Here is an 18,170-nt window from a genome sequence, read left to right as displayed (position 1 = left end):
ACTATTTCTTTTTAAGGAAACGCTATGACTAAGTCAGAACTGATAGAAACACTTGCTGAACAACACGCACATATTCCTGTGAAAGATGTTGAGAACGCTGTTAAAGAAATTCTTGAACAAATGGCCGGCTCATTATCTTCTTCAGATCGAATTGAGATCCGAGGTTTTGGAAGTTTCTCTTTGCATTACCGCGCGCCTCGTACAGGCCGTAACCCTAAAACAGGTGAAACTGTAGAGTTAGATGGTAAGCATGTACCTCATTTTAAACCAGGCAAAGAACTACGTGATCGTGTAAACGAGAGCATTGCTTAGTAAACTAATTGGAGTGGTTACTTGTTCAAGGTATTTAAAATTATTCTGGCAGCACTTTTTTTAATTGGTGCATTTGTATTGGGTTCGCAAAATCCACAATTAACACAAATTAACTATATAATAGCCAGTAATACATTACCTTTAGCCGTTATAATAAGTATCTGCTTTTTACTAGGTGTTGTAGTGGGTTGTTTTGTGAGTTTTAAATTGTTTACGCAATTAAAGTGGCAAAATTACCGTTTAAAAAAGCAATTAACGCCTGAAAAAGATAATAAAAAGCGTATTGCCAACAAAGACACCTAACTATGATTGAGCTGTTATTTTTACTGCTTCCTGTTGCTGCCGGCTATGGCTGGATCATGGGAAAAAACAGTGCTAAAAATCAGGCTCATCAATTTAATCGTCAAATTACCTCTGAATACAGTAAAGGGTTAAAGTTCTTACTGGACAGAGAAGAAGATCAGGGGCTTGAGCATTTAATTAATTTGCTCGAAGTAGCTGCTGACTCTGTTGAACACTATTCTACCTTAGCTACCATGTTTCGTCGTCGTGGTGAGCTTGACCGCGCAATAAAAATACACGAACTCCTGCTAAAACACCCAAGTCTTAACGAAAAACAAGCCGCTAATAGCCGCTTGGAATTAGCCGAAGACTATATTATGGCGGGTTTACTCGATAGCGCAGAAGAACATTTAATATGGCTAGTTAAAAATAATCATGTTGATTCCCTCGATCCGATAATTTCTTTATATTCACAGACCCGTGAATGGGAAAAAGGCATTAATATGTTTGAGGCTCATAGCGAGCTTTTTTCAAAAGAACAACATTTTAAAGCCATCGCAAACTTTTACTGTGAGCATGCTATTGTCAGTAATAATCCACAACTTATGCGTAAAGCTATTAGCTTAAACTTTAAAACAATCAGACCACTCTATGAGCTTGGTTTAACTGCCTATACAAAAGAAGATTACGTAAAAGCAATTTACTACTGGCGAGAACTCATCTGCCAATTTACCTTTTTTGCGCCATTATTTATTGATAAGTTGGCGCATAGTTATAAGCAGCTTAAATTAACTCATCAGTTTCATGAACTCGTTGCAGAGTTATTAGATAAGGGTGGGGTGATGATAAAAATACAGCATTGCCAAGCATTGCTTGAGCAAGGCCACACTGAACAAGCCTTTGAATTTTTAACCGATAGTTTAAAACGTCAACCTACCATACGTGGCTTTAGTTTTTTACTGCAGTTAATGAGCGCCGAAAATAAAAATACCAAAGATGTGCTTAATCAAATAGATAAACTTGTTACCTCATATATTGCTACCAAGCCTGACTTTCAATGTCAGCATTGTGGCTTTACAAGTTACACCATTTATTGGAATTGCCCTTCTTGTAAACACTGGGAAACCATTGTGCCCAGCAGAGGCTTAGACGGATTTTAATCTTTATACTTTTCGCACACTAGTAGGATAGTTATGTCTTTCGAACAATCAAAAAAAATTCTTATCGCTCTTGATTATGATGATCAACAAACAGCTTTAGCATTTGTTAAACAGTTATCACCGGATACATGTCGATTAAAAGTGGGTAAAGAAATGTTCACATATTTCGGCCCTGAATTTGTTAAAGAGCTAGTTGATTTAGGCTTCGATGTATTTTTAGATTTAAAATTTCATGATATTCCAAATACTGTTGCTAAAGCAGTAACTGCTGCAGCTAAAATGGGCGTGTGGATGGTTAATGTGCATGCAAGTGGTGGTTATGAAATGATGCATAAAGCTAAGCAAGCACTCGAACAATTTGGTGATAAAGCCCCATTATTAATTGCAGTGACCGTTTTAACCAGCATGGATGAAACTGAACTTGAACGTTTAGGTATAACTAAGTCGCCACAAGAGCAAGTTATGCACTTAGCAAAACTAACCAAACAAGCAGGCCTTGATGGTGTAGTGTGTTCAGCACAAGAAGCACAAAGTTTAAAAGCAGCATTGGGAGATGAGTTTAAATTAGTCACCCCAGGTATTCGTCCTGCGGGCAGTGATGCTGGCGACCAAAAACGTATAATGACACCTAAAGAAGCGATTGAAGCTGGCAGTGATTACCTAGTTATAGGGCGTCCTATTACTCAGGCACAAAACCCGGTGCAAGTATTAAGTGACGTAAATAAATCAATAGCCTAAATTTAAAATGTGCATAATTACGAGCAGTTCCTTACAACTGCTTTTCTTTGTGCTACATTTAAATTAAGGGTATGCAGTGAGGAACTAGCTTTGCGTATAATAATTTTCTTAGTTGTAATTATCATTAGTGGCTTTGCTGTTAATAAGTATGTGTTTTCAAGTAAAATGTATGACGGTGTTTCGAATGTTACCGATTTGGTTTCAGAATACCCCGTTGATTTATTTAAGTTTAAAAAAGTCGCGCAAAACTATGCCCAGCATCTGTGTTACACAAATGAAGGGGTGTTAGCGGGAATTAATGTTAGCAGTAGTGATTGTGTTGCCGCACATGATCAGATGCAAGATCAATGTACTGATAAAGTATTTCGGTTAGCGCCATTAAATATTGATTCTAAAAAAGAGTTAATTGAATACTCAAATGAATATTCACGCTGCACTTTACCGTATAAAAATCTTACTTTATAAATTTCAGATACTAAAAAGCCACCTAAGCTTAGTCATAGGTGGCTTTTTTATTTTTAGTTATTTTAAACGAATAGACTTAGCTTCAATATCAATTAGGCCTTGTTTGAATAACCCGCCAATGGCTTTTTTGTAGTTTGCTTTACTGGTCGAAAAAACTTTTTTAATTAATTCAGGTTCAGACTTATCGCCGATAGCTAATATCCCACCTTCATCTTTTAGTTTTTCCATAATTTTTTCGCCAAGCTCACTCACTTTACCCATACCTGGCTTCTCAAGTATGACGTCAATTTTTCCGTCTTCGCGTACTTTTTGAATAAAGCCCTTGAGTTTTTGGCCAACAAATAGGTTTTTAAATACCATGTTGTAAAATACAACACCAAAATGAGACTCTTCAATAAGGACTTTGTAGCCAATATCAGTTTTACCTGCCACAATTAGCTCTACCTCTTGCAAGTGGCTATATTGCGGCTCGTCTTTTGATAAAAAGCGATTAAAGTTGGTTGAAGCACAAATCCGCTGACTGGCATTATCTAGGTATAAACGTACTAAATACGAGTAACCTTCTTGCATTCGTGGTTTTTGTTCATTAAATGGTGCAAGTACGTCTTTTTCTAAGCCCCAATCTAAAAAAGCACCAATGCTGTTTATTTCTTTAACGCGAAGTAGGGCATATTCACCGACTTGTGCGTGTGGTTTTTTAGTTGTTGCTGTTGGCAGATTTGCGTTATCTAAAAAGGTAAAAACGCTGATGCTATCACCAGCTTCAAGCTCATGTTTAATTTCGTGTTTTGGTAAAAATACTTCACCTAAGTCATGGCCATCTAAGTAGGCACCTTCGTTACTGACTTCTTTTACAAATAGGGTTTGGGTAGTTCCAAGGTAACTCATAATTATTCCTGCTCAGGCTTTTTTTTACGACGCATCGGGGTATCACCATCAATGTTGAGTGGTGCTTTAATTGGGGCTGCTGGCTTTTTAGGTTTCGCTTTGCGTTTTTGCTGTGGCTTTTTATCAGCCACTACTTTTTTAGTCGGTTTAACTGGCGTCACTTTTTTCTCTTTGATGCCTTTAAATTTCGCTTTTAAACCATCAACCACCGCAAACGAGAGTTCGTCATTTAAAAATGACTTAATTGCTAAGTAACTTGCCCAATCTTTAGGACCAACCAGTGATAGCGCGTTGCCTTTAAAACCAGCACGGCCTGTGCGTCCAATTCGGTGAACGTATTCTTCAGCGTGTTTTGGTAAATCAAAATTTATAACATGGGTCACACTGAGTAAATCTAATCCGCGAGATGCAACATCTGTAGTAATTAATATTTTAAAGTTTTCACGGCTAAACGAATCCATAATATCTAGGCGTTTACTTTGGGTTAAATCGCCTGCTAAGGCGACAGATTTAAAGCCTTTACTGTTTAGTGACTCGCTTAATCGACTGGTATCAGCACGTGTAGCGGTAAATATAATGCATTGCCCTACATTGTCTTGATTAAGAAAATACTCAAGTAGCGCTTCTTTATGATCAAGATGATCGGCTAAATACAATGTTTGTTTAATATCACTGTGTTGCTCATTGGCCGCACTAAGCATAATTTGCTTAGGCTTTTTTAATAAATTACGCGAAAGCGCATCAACTTGAGCATGATCTAGTGTCGCTGAAAATAATAGGGTCTGGCGTAATCGGTGATCAGCCAGTTCATTAATTAGCTTAAGCTGGTCAGTGAAACCTAAATCTAAAATACGGTCAGCTTCATCAAATATGAGTAACTCTAAGCCACTTAATTGTAATGAGCGTTGTTTTAAATGATCGGCTAAGCGCCCTGGTGTAGCAACCACAAAATGTGGGTCGTTGCGCATTGCTTTAATTTGGTCGTTAAAATTTTCGCCACCGAGAATTTTAACTGCCTTAATATTGGTACCGGCAATGAGTAATCGGAGTTGGGTAAACACTTGCGTGGCTAGCTCACGGGTAGGAGCAACAATAAGTACACGGGGATCACGTTTACTGAGTGCTTTTTGTTTCATTACTCGCTGCACAGCGGGTAATAAAAACGCTAAAGTTTTGCCTGACCCAGTTTTTGACTGAGCGAAAATGTCATGTCCAGCCAGTGCCGTTGGCACAGCATGGGCTTGAATATCGGTAGGCTGGGTGATCCCTTGGTGCGCTAATTGTGTTTCTAGGCGAGTATCAATCCCAAGATCAGTAAAGTGCAATGTATATTTCTCCAATATGAGCAAGTCTTGTAAATTTATCCGCGCATTATAGCTCACTGAGCCACTGCGCTAACAGTAAAAAGCGCATTATCATCCATTTTTTTGCATTTAAACAAAAAAAGCGTAAAATACGCGCCCCATATGCGCCGGATTTACGATTCGGTAAACGCCCCTTGCGGGTTTTAAAAGCAAAATAGGAATACCATGACAGCTGTCCATAAAGATAATGTAACCAGCGAACACTTTGTTGTGTGCGCACTGTATAAATTTGTTGCTCTTCCAGACTTTGAGGCATTACGCCAACCGTTACTTAATGTGATGGAACAAAACGACGTACGAGGCACGTTGTTAATTGCCGCAGAAGGAATTAACGGCACTGTATCTGCAAAACGTGAAGGCATAGATAACTTATTGGCGTGGTTAGACACCCAGCCTAATTTAGACAATATTGTTACTAAAGAATCATATGATGACGAATGCCCGTTTTACCGCACTAAAGTAAAACTTAAAAAAGAAATCGTGACTATGGGCGTTGAGGGCGTTGACCCATTAAAAGTAGTGGGCAGTTATGTTAAGCCAAATGAATGGAATGCCCTTATTTCTGATCCAGAGGTTATTCTTGTTGATACCCGAAATGATTATGAAATTGAAATTGGTACGTTTCAAAACGCGGTCGATCCAAACACGAAGACGTTCCGCGAATTTCCGCAGTGGGCCAAAGAAAACCTAGACCCAGAAAAGCATAAAAAAGTAGCTATGTTTTGTACTGGTGGTATTCGCTGTGAAAAATCAACAGCTTATATGAAAGAACAAGGCTTTGATGAGGTATACCACCTTGAAGGCGGCATATTAAAATACTTAGAAGAAGTACCAAAAGAAGACACTATGTGGGAAGGCGAGTGCTTTGTATTTGATAACCGTGTAGCGGTAAATCATGACTTACAAAAAGGCTCATACGATCAATGCCACGCATGTCGGATGCCTATTACAGAAGAAGAAAAGCAAAAGCCTGAATATATGGAAGGGGTGTCGTGTCATCACTGTATTGATGATGTGACCGACGAGCAACGCGCTCGTTTTGCTGAGCGTCAAAAGCAAATAGAGTTGGCTCAAGCTCGCGGCGAAGGCCACATTGGTAATGAAGCTCAAGCTGCTTTACAACAACGTAAACAAGCTAAAAAAGCGCAAAAAGACGCACAGCGAAATAAATAATACCACGCATATATTTATTCGTTAAAAAACCTCAGTAAATACTGAGGTTTTTTTCTTTACCAGAGATTTATAAATAGCGAGCTTACATTGCTTAGCGACTATAAGCTTTGATACTTTTTTGAGCTTAATCAACGAATACAAAAATTACTATCTACCGGTGTAAGGGTAATTTTATTAGCTGAGTTAACAAGAACACATTTTGTGTTTTTACCGAGTTTTTTCTTTTGAATAACCGTAAATTCACCTTCATCAACAGCGTATAAATTATACTGATAAGCTGTGTTACCTCCCTCAAATAAGGCAGTAAATAACCCTCCAACTAAACCCCCAATAATAGCGCCACCAATCATTTCTTCGGTGTTACCATCTAAGCTGTTAACAAAGCCAAATCCCGCTCCCGCGGCTATGCCTGTTCCTACTTCTGAGGAGAGCGTTACTTTTTGCTCTGACTCAACAGATGCATAATAGCGTTTAATTAATTGATTTTGACTCGTACGATCAACCCCTTGTGATGCACAGCCACTAAGCAGTAAAACCATAATGATACTTTTTTTCATGAATGCTCCTTTCATCTTCATTCTAATAACTAAATCATAATGTTAAATACGCATAAAATATGTGGTGATTTTGTAGGCTGGTGTAAGAATGTGTAGTAAATACGTGGGTGTTTAATTTCAGCGTGTTGTTTTGCTAATTTGTCGTACTAAGCTATTTATTGATCATAGAGGTGTTAAACTGCGTAACATAATGGAAATAATAATTAATTAGGGTGATCCTTTGAAGTCGCAAAATCTTTTAATGGGCATAACGGCCTTGTTTTTATCGGTTAGTTTGCCAGTAACTGGTGCAAACGTGGTCGTCGAGAATATCGCTATGGAACAAGCCCAACAGCAAGTTCAGGCTGTTGGTAATGCTGAAGCTATCCATTCTGTTATTTTATATCCTGCCGTAGGTGACAAAGTAGCAGCGGTTCATTTTAAACCTGGCGATAAGGTTAAAAAAGGTGATATTTTACTTGAGCTAGATTCACGTAGGCAAAAAGCGGCCCTTGAAGAGGCTAAAATAAAATTAGCAGATAGCCAGCGAACTTTAAAACGTTTAAAACAAAGCCAAGCTAAAGGAGCTGTTCCGCAAAGTGATGTAGATGATGCAAAAACCATCGTGGAGCTTGCAAAAGTTACTCTCACTCAAGCCGAAACTGAATTAGAAGACCGCCAAGTCCGTGCCCCTTTTAATGGCACTATGGGGCTGACTGACATTGAAGTGGGTGACAGAATCACAACACAAACAATGATTGCTAGCATCGATGATACCCGCCAGTTATACATTAATTTTAACGCGCCTGAATCAGCGATTGCGATGCTCAGAAATAATGCTAGTGTACGCGTGTTCCCATGGCAATCGCAAGCGCCTGTTGAGGCAGAAATAGCCTATTTAGACTCACGTATAGACCCACAAACTCGTACCTTAAGAGTCAAAGCAAAGTTAAATAATAAAGATCAACAATTCTTACCGGGTATGAGTTTTCGAGTACATATAAAAGTATTAGGTCAACGCTTTGCCGCTATTCCAGAAGCAGCACTACTGTGGGGCGCAACGGGTCCATATGTGTGGACGAGTGTGGATAACAAAGCTACCCGGGTTGATGTGAAAATAGAGCAACGCTTGGCTGGGCGCTTACTCGTATCAGGGGCATTACAGCCAAACGATACGTTAGTTGTTGAAGGCGTTCAGCGCTTGCGAGCCAATCAAGAATTAAGCTTTACTGCACCTATCGCTAGTACGCAGGAGTAGCCATGAAACAGCAACCTATGATGCAAGACTTGCCGTCTATGGCAATTCGCCGCCCTGTACTTATTGTGGTGCTTAATTTATTAATAATTATTGCCGGTATCGCCGCTATAGCTGGCGTAGAAGTGCGAGAGCTTCCTGATGTAGATAGGCCGCGTATTACGGTATCAGCTTCGTTTCCAGGTGGTTCCCCGGAAACCGTCGACACTGAAGTCACCAGCAAACTTGAAGGTGCTGTTGCCCGCGTGAGTGGAGTTAAATCTATTCGTGCACAAAGTGAAGAAGGCAGCTCACGTATTGTGGTTGAATTTAGACCTGGTGTTAATCTGGATGATGCCGCTAATGAAACGCGCGAGTCAGTTTCGCGAGTGCAAAGAGAGCTCCCAGAAGAGGTTGAGCGTGTATCCATTATAAAAGCCGATAATGATGCTGAGGCGGTCGTATCACTCACCGTATCAAGTGAGAGTTTATCGTTAGAGGCATTAACCGAGCGAGTTGATGTTGACTTAGCACCACAGTTTTTAACTATTCCCGGTGTTGCTGATGTGCGCTTAAACGGTGATAGAGAACGAGTGCTTAGAGTACGTATAGATCCGCTTAAGCTCAGTAGCTTTAATTTAACCATTCCCGATGTTGCTGACGTTCTCAGGCAAGCTCCCTTTGATGTGCCTGCAGGGAGTTTAAAGTCGAACGATCAGCAAATTATCGTGCGTGCTGATGCTACCTCGGTCACACCAGATCAAGTCGGTGATATCATCATTCGTGGTGATACCCGTATTAGCGATATCGCAGCGGTGTATTTTGGCCCGGCAGATCCACGCTCTATGGTTAGGCTCAATGGTAAACCCGTTATTGGTATGGAAATTATCCGCCAAGCGCAATCTAACACCATAGAAATATCAGATGAGGTTCTAAAGCTGATAGAAGGAATGCGTGAACGCTTTCCTGAGATGGAATTTACCCTCACATCAGATGATGCACAATTTATTAGAAGCTCAGTGGATGAAGTTATCAATTCTTTATTGCTGACAGTGCTACTAGTGATCATTACGTTATGGGTGTTTATTGGCTCATGGCGTGCAACCTTAGTGCCTGCATTTGCTATCCCGGTTGCATTAATAGGCTCATTAGCACTGATATGGGCATTGGGTTTCTCTATAAATATTTTAACCTTGCTCGCACTAGTACTTGCTACTGGCTTAATCGTTGATGATGCGATTGTGGTGAGTGAAAATATTCAACGCCAGCGTGGATTAGGGCTTGGCCGGCGTGCGGCCGCAGTGGTAGGTACGCGTGAAGTATTTTTTGCGGTTATTGCCACCACGGCGGTATTAGCAGCTGTGTTTGTCCCCATTGCTTTTTTACCCTCTACTGCAGGGCGTTTATTTAGAGAGTTTGGGGGGGTACTTGCCGGTGCAGTGATCATATCAAGCTTTGTGGCGTTGTCTTTAGTGCCTGCGCTTACTTCTAAGTTAAAGCTTAAACAAGGCGGTTTTCATCCTTTTGCTAAGCTTGGTAACGTACTTGCTAACTTTTATACTAAAACAATTCATAAAGTACTCGATCATGCGTGGCTAACTTTCATTGCCTGTTTATTAGTGGCTGCCGGCTCAGGAGCCTTGTATATGAGCCTTGATAACGAGCTATTACCAACAGAGGATCGCGGTAAAATTAGAATATTTGCCCGTGGCCCAGATGGCGTAGGTTTAAACTTTATGGATAGGCAAGCCATTAAAATGGAAGACACTTTGCTGCCTTTCGTTGAAAGCGGGGAAATAGAGTCAATTTACACGGTTGTTGGTCAGTGGGATCCTAATATTGTGTTTATAACAGTGCCTTTAAAGCACTGGGATGAACGTAACTTTAGCCAACAAGAAATCATCAATAAAATTCGTCAGCCCTTAATGAACATTCCTGGAGCACCCGCATACGCAGGTGGTGCCAATAGTTTAAATTTACGTGGCCAAGGTGGCGGAATTGAGGTTGCTTTACTGGGGCAAGATTACTTAGAAATATTTAAAGCTGCACAGCAGTTTTCAGCAGATCTTGAAAAAGCCGTGCCAGAGGTTGCGCCAGTAAGAGTATCGTATCAGCCATCGCAGCCGCAATTGCGTGTTAATATCGACAGACGACGTGCAGAAGAGCTTGGAGTATCGTTAAGTGATATTGCCATTACCTTAAGAGCTGCTATTAATGGCGACGATATAGCTGATTTAAACATTGGCGATCAATCAATACCTATTATGTTACAGGCTCAAAATCAAACCATTAACGACCCAAGTGATTTAGCAAATTTATATGTAAGCGCCCGCGATAACCAATTAGTACCGCTCAGTAGTGTTGCCAATATTACAGAGGAAGGCGTTGCTGCAGAACTTGAGCGCCATGCTCAGCGACGTGCGATAGAGCTAAGCATGGAATTACCTGAAGGTTTAACCATTGCTACGCTGGTTGAGCAAATAAAACAAGTGTCTGAGCAATCATTACCAGCAGGTATTACCCTAGCGTTTAAAGGGGAAGCTCTGACATTTGAAGAGACCTCAAACGAAGTATTAATGACCTATGTATTGGCATTTTTAATTGTGTTTTTAGTATTGGCGGCGCAATTTGAAAATGTTAACAGCGCCATTGTGGTGATGATTACTGTGCCATTTGGTATTACATCCGCTATTTTAGCACTGTATTTAACCGGCACATCACTCAATATTTATTCGCAAATTGGTCTGGTAATGCTTATTGGTTTAATCGCTAAAAACGCAATTTTATTGGTCGAGTTTGCTGATCAATTAAGAGATAACGGGCTTAGTGTTCGAAAAGCGGTTGAACAAGCTGCACTGGTACGCCTACGACCCATTACCATGACCTTAATCTCTACTTTATTGGGCGCGTTACCGTTGATTATGTCAACGGGTGCCGGCGCTGAGGCGCGTAACGCGATTGGCTGGGTGGTGTTTGGTGGCTTAGCCTTAGCAGTATTGTTTACCCTTTATTTAACACCCGTGATCTATTTAGGACTTGCACGTTTTACAAGCCCTCGTGGTGATGAATCAAAACAATTAGCGCAGGAGTTAGAGCAAGTAGATAATTAATCGTTAACTATTTACTTAAATTGGCTATTTTTCTTTGAAAAAATAGCCAATTAGGCTCACAATTCAACTAGATTCACGCCACAAGGATTCCCTATGCAGGCCGAGCAAGTTGAAATAGCCCAATTTTTAGTTGAACATCCCCCATTTGATACGCTTCCTACTGAGGCATTAAACGAATTAGCAATGCAAATCGAGGTTGCGTACTTTCGTGCCGAAACTGATATCCTACATTTAGGGCAAGATATTAGTGACCTGTATATTATTCGTAGTGGTTCAGTTGAGATCTCGCGCCGTAATGGCGAACTCTATAACCGTTTAGCTACAGGCGGTATTTTTGGCCAAATGGGTTTATTGATGAACCGCAAAGTGCGGTTTCCGGCTCGTGCGCTTGAAGATACCTTAACGTATTGTATTAACGTTAATACCTTTAACGAATACTGCGATAAATACGAAACCTTTGCCGATTTTTTCGAAGTAGATGGCAATGTACGTTTGCATCAAGCCATAGTAGAGCAGGCTGACAGCAATGACTTAACCACCGCCAAAGTTAAATCATTACTACATCGCGATGTTGTCACAGTTACTACGCAAACCCCCATACAAGACGTCGCGTTTTTAATGACACAAGAGTCGGTCTCTTCAGTACTTGTCACTGACATAGAAAAACAAATAAGCGACGATCCAGAAGAGGATGACGGTCAAGTCGTCGGGATCATCACAGATAGAGATATCCGTACCAAAGTTGTTGCCCAAGGACTTACGTTTGATACGCCGGCGCAAGAGGTTATGACCTCAGGTTTAGTACTACTTGATAGCAACGCCTATGTGTTTGAAGCCGTTTTAGCCATGCTCAGAGATAACTTGCATCACTTGCCTGTGGTACATAAAAAACGCCCAATAGGGGTGATATCGCTGTCTGATATTTTACGTTATGAGTCACAAAGTAGCTTATTGTTAGTACGCGGTATTTTAGCGCAGCAATCAGTGGAAGATTTAGTTCATTATGCCCGCCAACTGCCAAATGTGTTTGTGCGTATGGTAAACGAAGATGCTAATTCGCATATGATAGGAACGGCCATGGCAGTAATAGGGCGTACCTTTAAACAACGCTTATTAGCGCTAGCTGAAGAAAAGTTTGGCGAGCCGCCCATTCCTTATTGTTTTATTGCGCTGGGCTCAATGGCACGTGACGAGCAGTTAATTGTAACCGATCAAGACAATGCACTTATTTTAGATAATAGCTTCGATGAGGCATTGCACGATGAGTATTTTCAAAACCTATCAGACTTTGTGTGTGATGGTCTTGCTCAATGTGGTTACACCTATTGTGACGGTGAAATTATGGCGTCATTTAAAAAATGGCGCATGACCCGTACCCAATGGAAAGAAAAATTTGCTAGCTGGATGGCCGAGCCCAAACCGCAAGCACTGCTTAATAGCTCGATATTTTTTGACTTAGATGGTGTGTGGGGTAAGTTAAAGTGGGCCGATGAACTTAAAACGCTGGTGGCCAAAGAAAGCAAAATTAATAAACGCTTTTTAGCTAACCTTGCAGCTAATGCCCGCAACAGAACGCCGCCATTAGGCTTTTTTAATGGTTTTGTTCTTGAACATAACGGCCAACATAAACGGTCAATGAACTTAAAACGCCGTGGTACAGCGCCACTATCTGATGTGGTTCGCGTTCATGCATTAGCGGTTGGCTCACGAAAACAAAATTCGTTTGAGCGCTTAGAAGATATTATTGAGGCTAAATTATTGCCTAAAGGCAAAGCGCAAGATTTACGTGATGCATTTGAATATATTGCCACTGTGCGGATTCGTCATCAGGCATGGCAAATAGAGCAGGGAGAAGCGCCAGATAACGATTTAGACCCGCATTTACTCTCGCCGTTTGAACAAAGCAATTTAAAAGAAGCCTTTGCGATTTTAGAAAAAGCGCAAAGCTTTTTAAAATTTAGTTATTCTGCTCATTCAGGGGTGAAATAAGTGATGGCTAAATCACCGTTAGATTGGCCCCGTCGTTACGAGCAGCTTTTACAAGGTGCGCAAAATCCGCTACTTAAAGACTTTTATAAGCAGGCATTTACCAATCAGACTGCTCCACTTAAAGACGTACCTTTTGTGGCGCTAGATTTTGAAACAACAGGCCTGGACGCTAATACCGATGATATCGTTAGTGTTGGGTTAGTGCCTTTTAATGTTAATCGTATTTACTGTAAAAAGAGCCGTCATTGGGTAGTACAACCACGACGAGATTTGAGTGAAGAGTCGATTGTTATCCATGGTATTACCCACTCAGAAGTGGATGAAGCCCCCGACCTCAATCGAATTTTAGCCCCACTTCTTGATGCACTTAAAGGGAAAGTGGTGGTGGTGCATTATGCCGCCATTGAGCGCCACTTTTTTTATAATGCGCTGCTAACACGTATAAAAGAAGGGATTGAATTTGCTCTAGTCGACACTATGGAAATTGAAAGGCGAGCGCTTAGAGCGCGTCAAGGGCTACTAGGTAGGCTATTTAATACAAAACTAGGTTCATTACGGTTAAGTGATACAAGGGAGCGTTATTCTTTGCCATTGTATCAAAACCATAATGCACTGACTGACGCTTTAGCCACCGCAGAATTACTGCAAGCTCAGCTGAGTTATCATTATCGGTTAGATACGCCACTAAGTGAAATTTGGCTTTAGCGAAACGTTATAAAAATATTATAGGAAAAATAGAGTAAAAAAAACGCCGCAATTAGCGGCGTTTTTTAATGTAGGGTGTTATTTAACTGGGCGAGGCTCAGTTCGTAAACCTAAAATTAAGCTTACACACATTAATAGTAAAACAATGGTAAACGGTAGACCGGTTGAAATAGCCCCCGCTTGTAGTGCTTCAATCGCTTGAGTACCACCAATCCAAAGTAATGCAGCAGCAATAGCACCCTCAACAGTAGCCCAAAAGATACGCTGTGGTACTGGCGCATCAATCTTACCACCTGCTGTGATTGAATCAATTACAAGTGATCCTGAATCAGAAGAGGTAATAAAGAATACCAGTACTAATACAATAGCAATGAATGAAAGTACACTTGCCATTGGCATTTCATCAAGCATTTGGAACATCGCCATAGGGACACTTGTTAAACCGTCAGTCCCTAGAGCACCAATACCATTAACTACTTGGTCAATTGCAATACCACCATAGATAGACATCCATAGGATAGTGACTGCTGTCGGAATAAGTAATACAGCGGTTAAAAATTCACGAATTGTACGACCACGCGAAACACGCGCAATAAACATACCTACAAACGGTGACCATGATATCCACCAAGCCCAATAAAACACTGTCCAACCGTGCATCCATGTTTCATCTTCACGGCCATGCGGGTTACTTAATGGAATAATATTTTCTACATAGCCCATTACTGTATTAGGGATATTGCCCATAGAGACCGCAAAGCCAACTAAACATACAAAGATTAATAATACTAAAGCAATGAGCATATTTACGTTACTAAGTAATTTAACACCGCCATCAATACCTCTAATAACAGAGACGATTGCTAATAAAGTAACACCTGTAATAACTAGAATTTGTGAACCTACACCACCTTCAAAACCAAATACATGGTTAATACCGGCAGAAGCTTGTTGTGCACCTAATCCAAGTGACGTTGCCAAACCAAATAAGGTAGCTAATACAGCTAAAATATCAATTATGTGACCAGGCCATCCCCACGCTTTATCACCTAAAATAGGGTAAAAAATTGAACGTATAGAAAGCGGTAAGCCTTTATTATAAGTAAAAAACGCTAATGAAAGTGCAACCACAGCATAAATTGCCCAAGGGTGAAGGCCCCAATGGAACATAGTTGCACCCATCGCCATTTTAGCGGCTTCTGGGGTGTTGGCTGCTACATTGAGCGGTGTTTCATACCAACCGGTGTAGTATGCAACCGGTTCAGCAACCCCCCAAAACATTAAGCCAATCCCCATGCCTGCAGCAAATAACATTGCCAGCCAAGAAATACGAGAATGCGATGGTTTAGCATCGTCACCGCCTAAGCGGATATTGCCATAAGGCGAAAAAATTAAAACTAAACAAAAAATAACAAAGAAGTTGGCAGCCCACATAAATAGGCCATCAAAATTATTAATAATATCGTTTTTAACACCATTTAGCGTTGTTTTAGCTACTTCGGCATCTGACACTAGTACGGCGATTAAAAAAAGTGCTATTAACCCTGCACTGATCCCGAATACAGGGTTATGTATATCAAACCCCCACTTTTGTACGTTGTCTTGACCTACGGTGTAGTCTGTATTGTCAATACTGTACTTGTCATGATTCTCGCTCATGCAATACCTCATTGGTTAATGAAACAGGCTGGCTAAATGCCAGTTTTTTATAGTTCACTGTATTCGTCTTATTAGATTTATAGCTAAAGCTAATAACACGAATAGTTAGAAGACTAACTAATTTAATTGCCCATCATACCTTTACTAATAGGGGAGTTAAATATCAAATGCGAAAGAATTAACACTTTGGCAAAACTTTAAGCTGTTTTTGTTTGTTTAATGTACAAGGTTGCTAACTTATCTTGTATCAGTAAACCTGATAGTCATTTTATTTTATAGTCGTAAACAGCTATGAATGCAAAAGCTAAGTTAATGAATATTCTGCCTAATAGGATATTTTAAATAAATTAACAACCTTCTTGGGTACGTAAAAAGTCTAGTCTGAGTTTTAAAAATCAAGATTAATTTTTAAATACTTTTTAATTACGTTTTTATGGTTGAAGAATATCAGCGAAGGGAAGCTTGAATTAGATTTTATAAAAAGTGACTAAATTATTTTGTTGTTTAAACTAATTTAGTTAAAGGCTTATCTGACATTTTAGTTTTAATTTACAAAGCGGGGGAAGAGCGCTGCAGTTTTTAACCTGCAGCGTAGGTAGAGTGATAACTATTTTTTATATGCTTCATTGTGAACGCCTGCGGCGCGCCCTGATGGATCCGCATTGTTTTGAAATGATGCATCCCACGCCAATGCTTCGGGAGTTGAACACGCTACTGATTTACCATGCGGTACACAGTTAGCAGAGGCATCGCCCGGGAAGTGCGATTCAAAAATACGGCGGTAAAAATACGCTTCTTTTGAATCTGGCGTATTAATTGGGTATTTAAATTTAGCATTCGCTAGTTCTTGATCTGTTACTTGTTCATTTACAAATTCTTTTAAGGTGTCTATCCAGCTGTAGCCAACGCCATCAGAGAATTGTTCTTTTTGACGCCATAACACTTCATCTGGAAGGTAGCCGTCGAACCCTGCACGCAAAATATGTTTTTCAATTTTGCCGTCGTTACACATTTTAGCTTCTGGGTTGATGCGCATGGCCACATCAACAAACTCTTTATCTAAAAATGGCACGCGTGCTTCAACACCCCAAGCAGCCATTGATTTATTAGCGCGCAAACAATCAAACATATGCAGTTTTGATACTTTGCGGTTTAGCTCTTCATGAAACTCTTGGGCATTGGGTGCTTTATGGAAATATAAATAACCACCAAATAATTCATCAGCGCCTTCACCAGAAAGCACCATTTTAATGCCCATAGCTTTAATTTGCCGTGCCATTAAATACATTGGAGTTGATGCGCGAATAGTAGTGACATCATAGGTTTCAATGTGATAAATCACTTCTTTAAGGGCATCAATGCCTTGTTGAATAGTAAAAATAATAGGGTGGTGAATAGTGCCTATCATATCAGCCACTTTTTGCGCTGCTGCTAAATCGGGTGAACCTTCCAAACCCACTGAAAACGAATGCAGTTTAGGCCACCAAGCGTCACTTTCATCGTTGTCTTCAATTCGTTTTGCGGCAAACCGTTGAGTAATGGCTGAAATAACCGATGAATCTAATCCGCCTGATAGTAATACACCGTAGGGTACGTCACACATTAGTTGGCGTTTTACCGCGGCTTCTAGTGCATCTTTTACATCTTCTGCTTTGGCGTCGTTGTTTTTAACTGCGTCATAGCTTTGCCAATCACGTTGGTAGTATGGTGTTAATTTACCGTCTTTGCTGTAAAGGTAATGCCCAGGCGGGAACTCCTCAATATGTTTACAAATAGGCGAGAGCGCTTTTAGCTCTGATGCTACATAAAAATTGCCATGCTCATCGTGGCCTGTATACAGTGGAATAATACCAATATGATCGCGACCAATAAGGTAAGCGTCTTGCTCTTCATCATATAAACAAAAGGCAAAAATACCATTTAAATCATCTAAAAAGGCGGGCCCTTTTTGCTTATACAGGGCTAAAATAACTTCACAATCTGACTGGGTTTGAAAATCGAAATCGACCTCTAAACTCGCGGCAAGCTCTTTGTGATTATAAATTTCGCCATTTACCGCTAAAATATGCGTTTTTTCAGGGTTGTATAGTGGTTGTGCACCACTTGATACGCCTACTATTGCTAAGCGCTCATGCACTAAAATTGCTTTGTCTGATGAATACACCCCTGACCAATCAGGCCCGCGGTGGCGCAGCAATTTAGACATTTCGATTGCCTGAGTGCGTAACTGGCTGGGATCCGATTTAATATCGAGTACGCCGAATATTGAACACATAATTTTTCCTCATTCCTATTAAGTGCCTACGATAGCGAGTTTGCTAAAGACTAACCTTGTTTTATCAGAAATAAATACCTAAGTCACACGGCTTTTTTAAAATAATAAGAATAATTTATGCACCAAATAAGCTGGCGTTGCACCAATATGGTGATATTGACAAGGAGATCAAAACTCACTGTGCAAATTTTAATATACAATTACGCTGAAGCTACATTAAATTGCAACAATTAGTTTGCCTTGCACCAAGGAGGTGCAAAGCGAAAAGTAAATAAATAGT

The 18,170-nt window shown here is 40.3% G+C and carries 15 protein-coding genes; 10 read left to right on the top strand and 5 right to left on the bottom strand.

The window, feature by feature from the left end; translation table 11 throughout:
• Positions 1-24: 24 nt before the first annotated feature.
• The 5 genes from ihfB (at position 25) to AC27JR_RS14920 (ending at position 2,957) form a co-directional block, all read left to right on the top strand.
• Complete coding sequence (gene ihfB / locus AC27JR_RS14940) at positions 25-312, top strand: integration host factor subunit beta (protein ID WP_024600987.1); 288 nt, start codon at positions 25-27, stop codon at positions 310-312.
• 21 nt (positions 313-333) lie between these two features.
• The gene (locus AC27JR_RS14935; RefSeq protein ID WP_076919563.1) at positions 334-615 is read left to right on the top strand and encodes a lipopolysaccharide assembly protein LapA domain-containing protein; all 282 of its coding nucleotides are present in this window, start codon (positions 334-336) and stop codon (positions 613-615) included.
• Between the two features lie 2 nt (positions 616-617).
• Positions 618-1,754 (top strand): lipopolysaccharide assembly protein LapB, encoded by a 1,137-nt coding sequence (gene lapB, locus AC27JR_RS14930; RefSeq protein ID WP_487174021.1) that lies wholly within the window; start codon positions 618-620, stop codon positions 1,752-1,754.
• Between the two features lie 33 nt (positions 1,755-1,787).
• Positions 1,788-2,492, top strand: coding sequence for an orotidine-5'-phosphate decarboxylase (gene pyrF, locus AC27JR_RS14925; protein ID WP_487174020.1), 705 nt, complete (start codon positions 1,788-1,790; stop codon positions 2,490-2,492).
• Positions 2,493-2,582: 90 nt separating this feature from the next.
• Complete coding sequence (locus tag AC27JR_RS14920) at positions 2,583-2,957, top strand: hypothetical protein (RefSeq protein WP_487174019.1); 375 nt, start codon at positions 2,583-2,585, stop codon at positions 2,955-2,957.
• A 57-nt stretch (positions 2,958-3,014) separates the two neighbouring features.
• Here AC27JR_RS14920 and AC27JR_RS14915 read toward each other — a convergent pair whose 3' ends face one another.
• The gene (locus AC27JR_RS14915; protein ID WP_372859662.1) at positions 3,015-3,845 is read right to left on the bottom strand and encodes a CvfB family protein; all 831 of its coding nucleotides are present in this window, start codon (positions 3,843-3,845) and stop codon (positions 3,015-3,017) included.
• A gap of 2 nt (positions 3,846-3,847) precedes the next feature.
• A complete protein-coding gene (locus tag AC27JR_RS14910; protein WP_487174018.1) occupies positions 3,848-5,170 on the bottom strand; it encodes a DEAD/DEAH box helicase in 1,323 nt (440 codons plus the stop codon).
• A gap of 204 nt (positions 5,171-5,374) precedes the next feature.
• On the opposite strand from AC27JR_RS14910, the gene trhO reads away from it, so the two are divergent.
• On the top strand, positions 5,375-6,382 hold the full coding sequence (gene trhO / locus AC27JR_RS14905; RefSeq protein WP_487174017.1) for an oxygen-dependent tRNA uridine(34) hydroxylase TrhO: 1,008 nt from the start codon (positions 5,375-5,377) through the stop codon (positions 6,380-6,382).
• 128 nt (positions 6,383-6,510) lie between these two features.
• Here trhO and AC27JR_RS14900 read toward each other — a convergent pair whose 3' ends face one another.
• Complete coding sequence (locus tag AC27JR_RS14900; RefSeq protein ID WP_487174016.1) at positions 6,511-6,939, bottom strand: hypothetical protein; 429 nt, start codon at positions 6,937-6,939, stop codon at positions 6,511-6,513.
• A 241-nt stretch (positions 6,940-7,180) separates the two neighbouring features.
• Here AC27JR_RS14900 and AC27JR_RS14895 point away from each other — a divergent pair, with 241 nt between their 5' ends.
• The 4 genes from AC27JR_RS14895 (at position 7,181) to AC27JR_RS14880 (ending at position 13,956) form a co-directional block, all read left to right on the top strand.
• Positions 7,181-8,176 carry an efflux RND transporter periplasmic adaptor subunit gene (locus tag AC27JR_RS14895; protein ID WP_487174033.1) on the top strand — a complete coding sequence of 332 codons (996 nt, stop codon included), beginning with the start codon at positions 7,181-7,183 and terminating at the stop codon, positions 8,174-8,176.
• 2 nt (positions 8,177-8,178) lie between these two features.
• Complete coding sequence (locus AC27JR_RS14890; protein ID WP_487174015.1) at positions 8,179-11,262, top strand: efflux RND transporter permease subunit; 3,084 nt, start codon at positions 8,179-8,181, stop codon at positions 11,260-11,262.
• 93 nt (positions 11,263-11,355) lie between these two features.
• Positions 11,356-13,251 (top strand): DUF294 nucleotidyltransferase-like domain-containing protein, encoded by a 1,896-nt coding sequence (locus tag AC27JR_RS14885; protein ID WP_487174014.1) that lies wholly within the window; start codon positions 11,356-11,358, stop codon positions 13,249-13,251.
• A 3-nt stretch (positions 13,252-13,254) separates the two neighbouring features.
• Complete coding sequence (locus AC27JR_RS14880) at positions 13,255-13,956, top strand: 3'-5' exonuclease (protein WP_487174032.1); 702 nt, start codon at positions 13,255-13,257, stop codon at positions 13,954-13,956.
• A gap of 78 nt (positions 13,957-14,034) precedes the next feature.
• On the opposite strand, the gene AC27JR_RS14875 is transcribed toward AC27JR_RS14880, so the two are convergent.
• Together AC27JR_RS14875 and asnB are read right to left on the bottom strand one after the other, a co-directional pair.
• The gene (locus AC27JR_RS14875; protein WP_076919554.1) at positions 14,035-15,615 is read right to left on the bottom strand and encodes a BCCT family transporter; all 1,581 of its coding nucleotides are present in this window, start codon (positions 15,613-15,615) and stop codon (positions 14,035-14,037) included.
• A gap of 607 nt (positions 15,616-16,222) precedes the next feature.
• Positions 16,223-17,890 carry an asparagine synthase B gene (gene asnB, locus AC27JR_RS14870; RefSeq protein WP_487174013.1) on the bottom strand — a complete coding sequence of 556 codons (1,668 nt, stop codon included), beginning with the start codon at positions 17,888-17,890 and terminating at the stop codon, positions 16,223-16,225.
• Positions 17,891-18,170 lie beyond the last annotated feature (280 nt).

Source organism: Pseudoalteromonas sp. NH0006-26, assembly GCF_057552415.1.
Note: the sequence above shows the minus strand (reverse complement) of the source record. Positions and strands in the feature narration are given on the sequence as shown.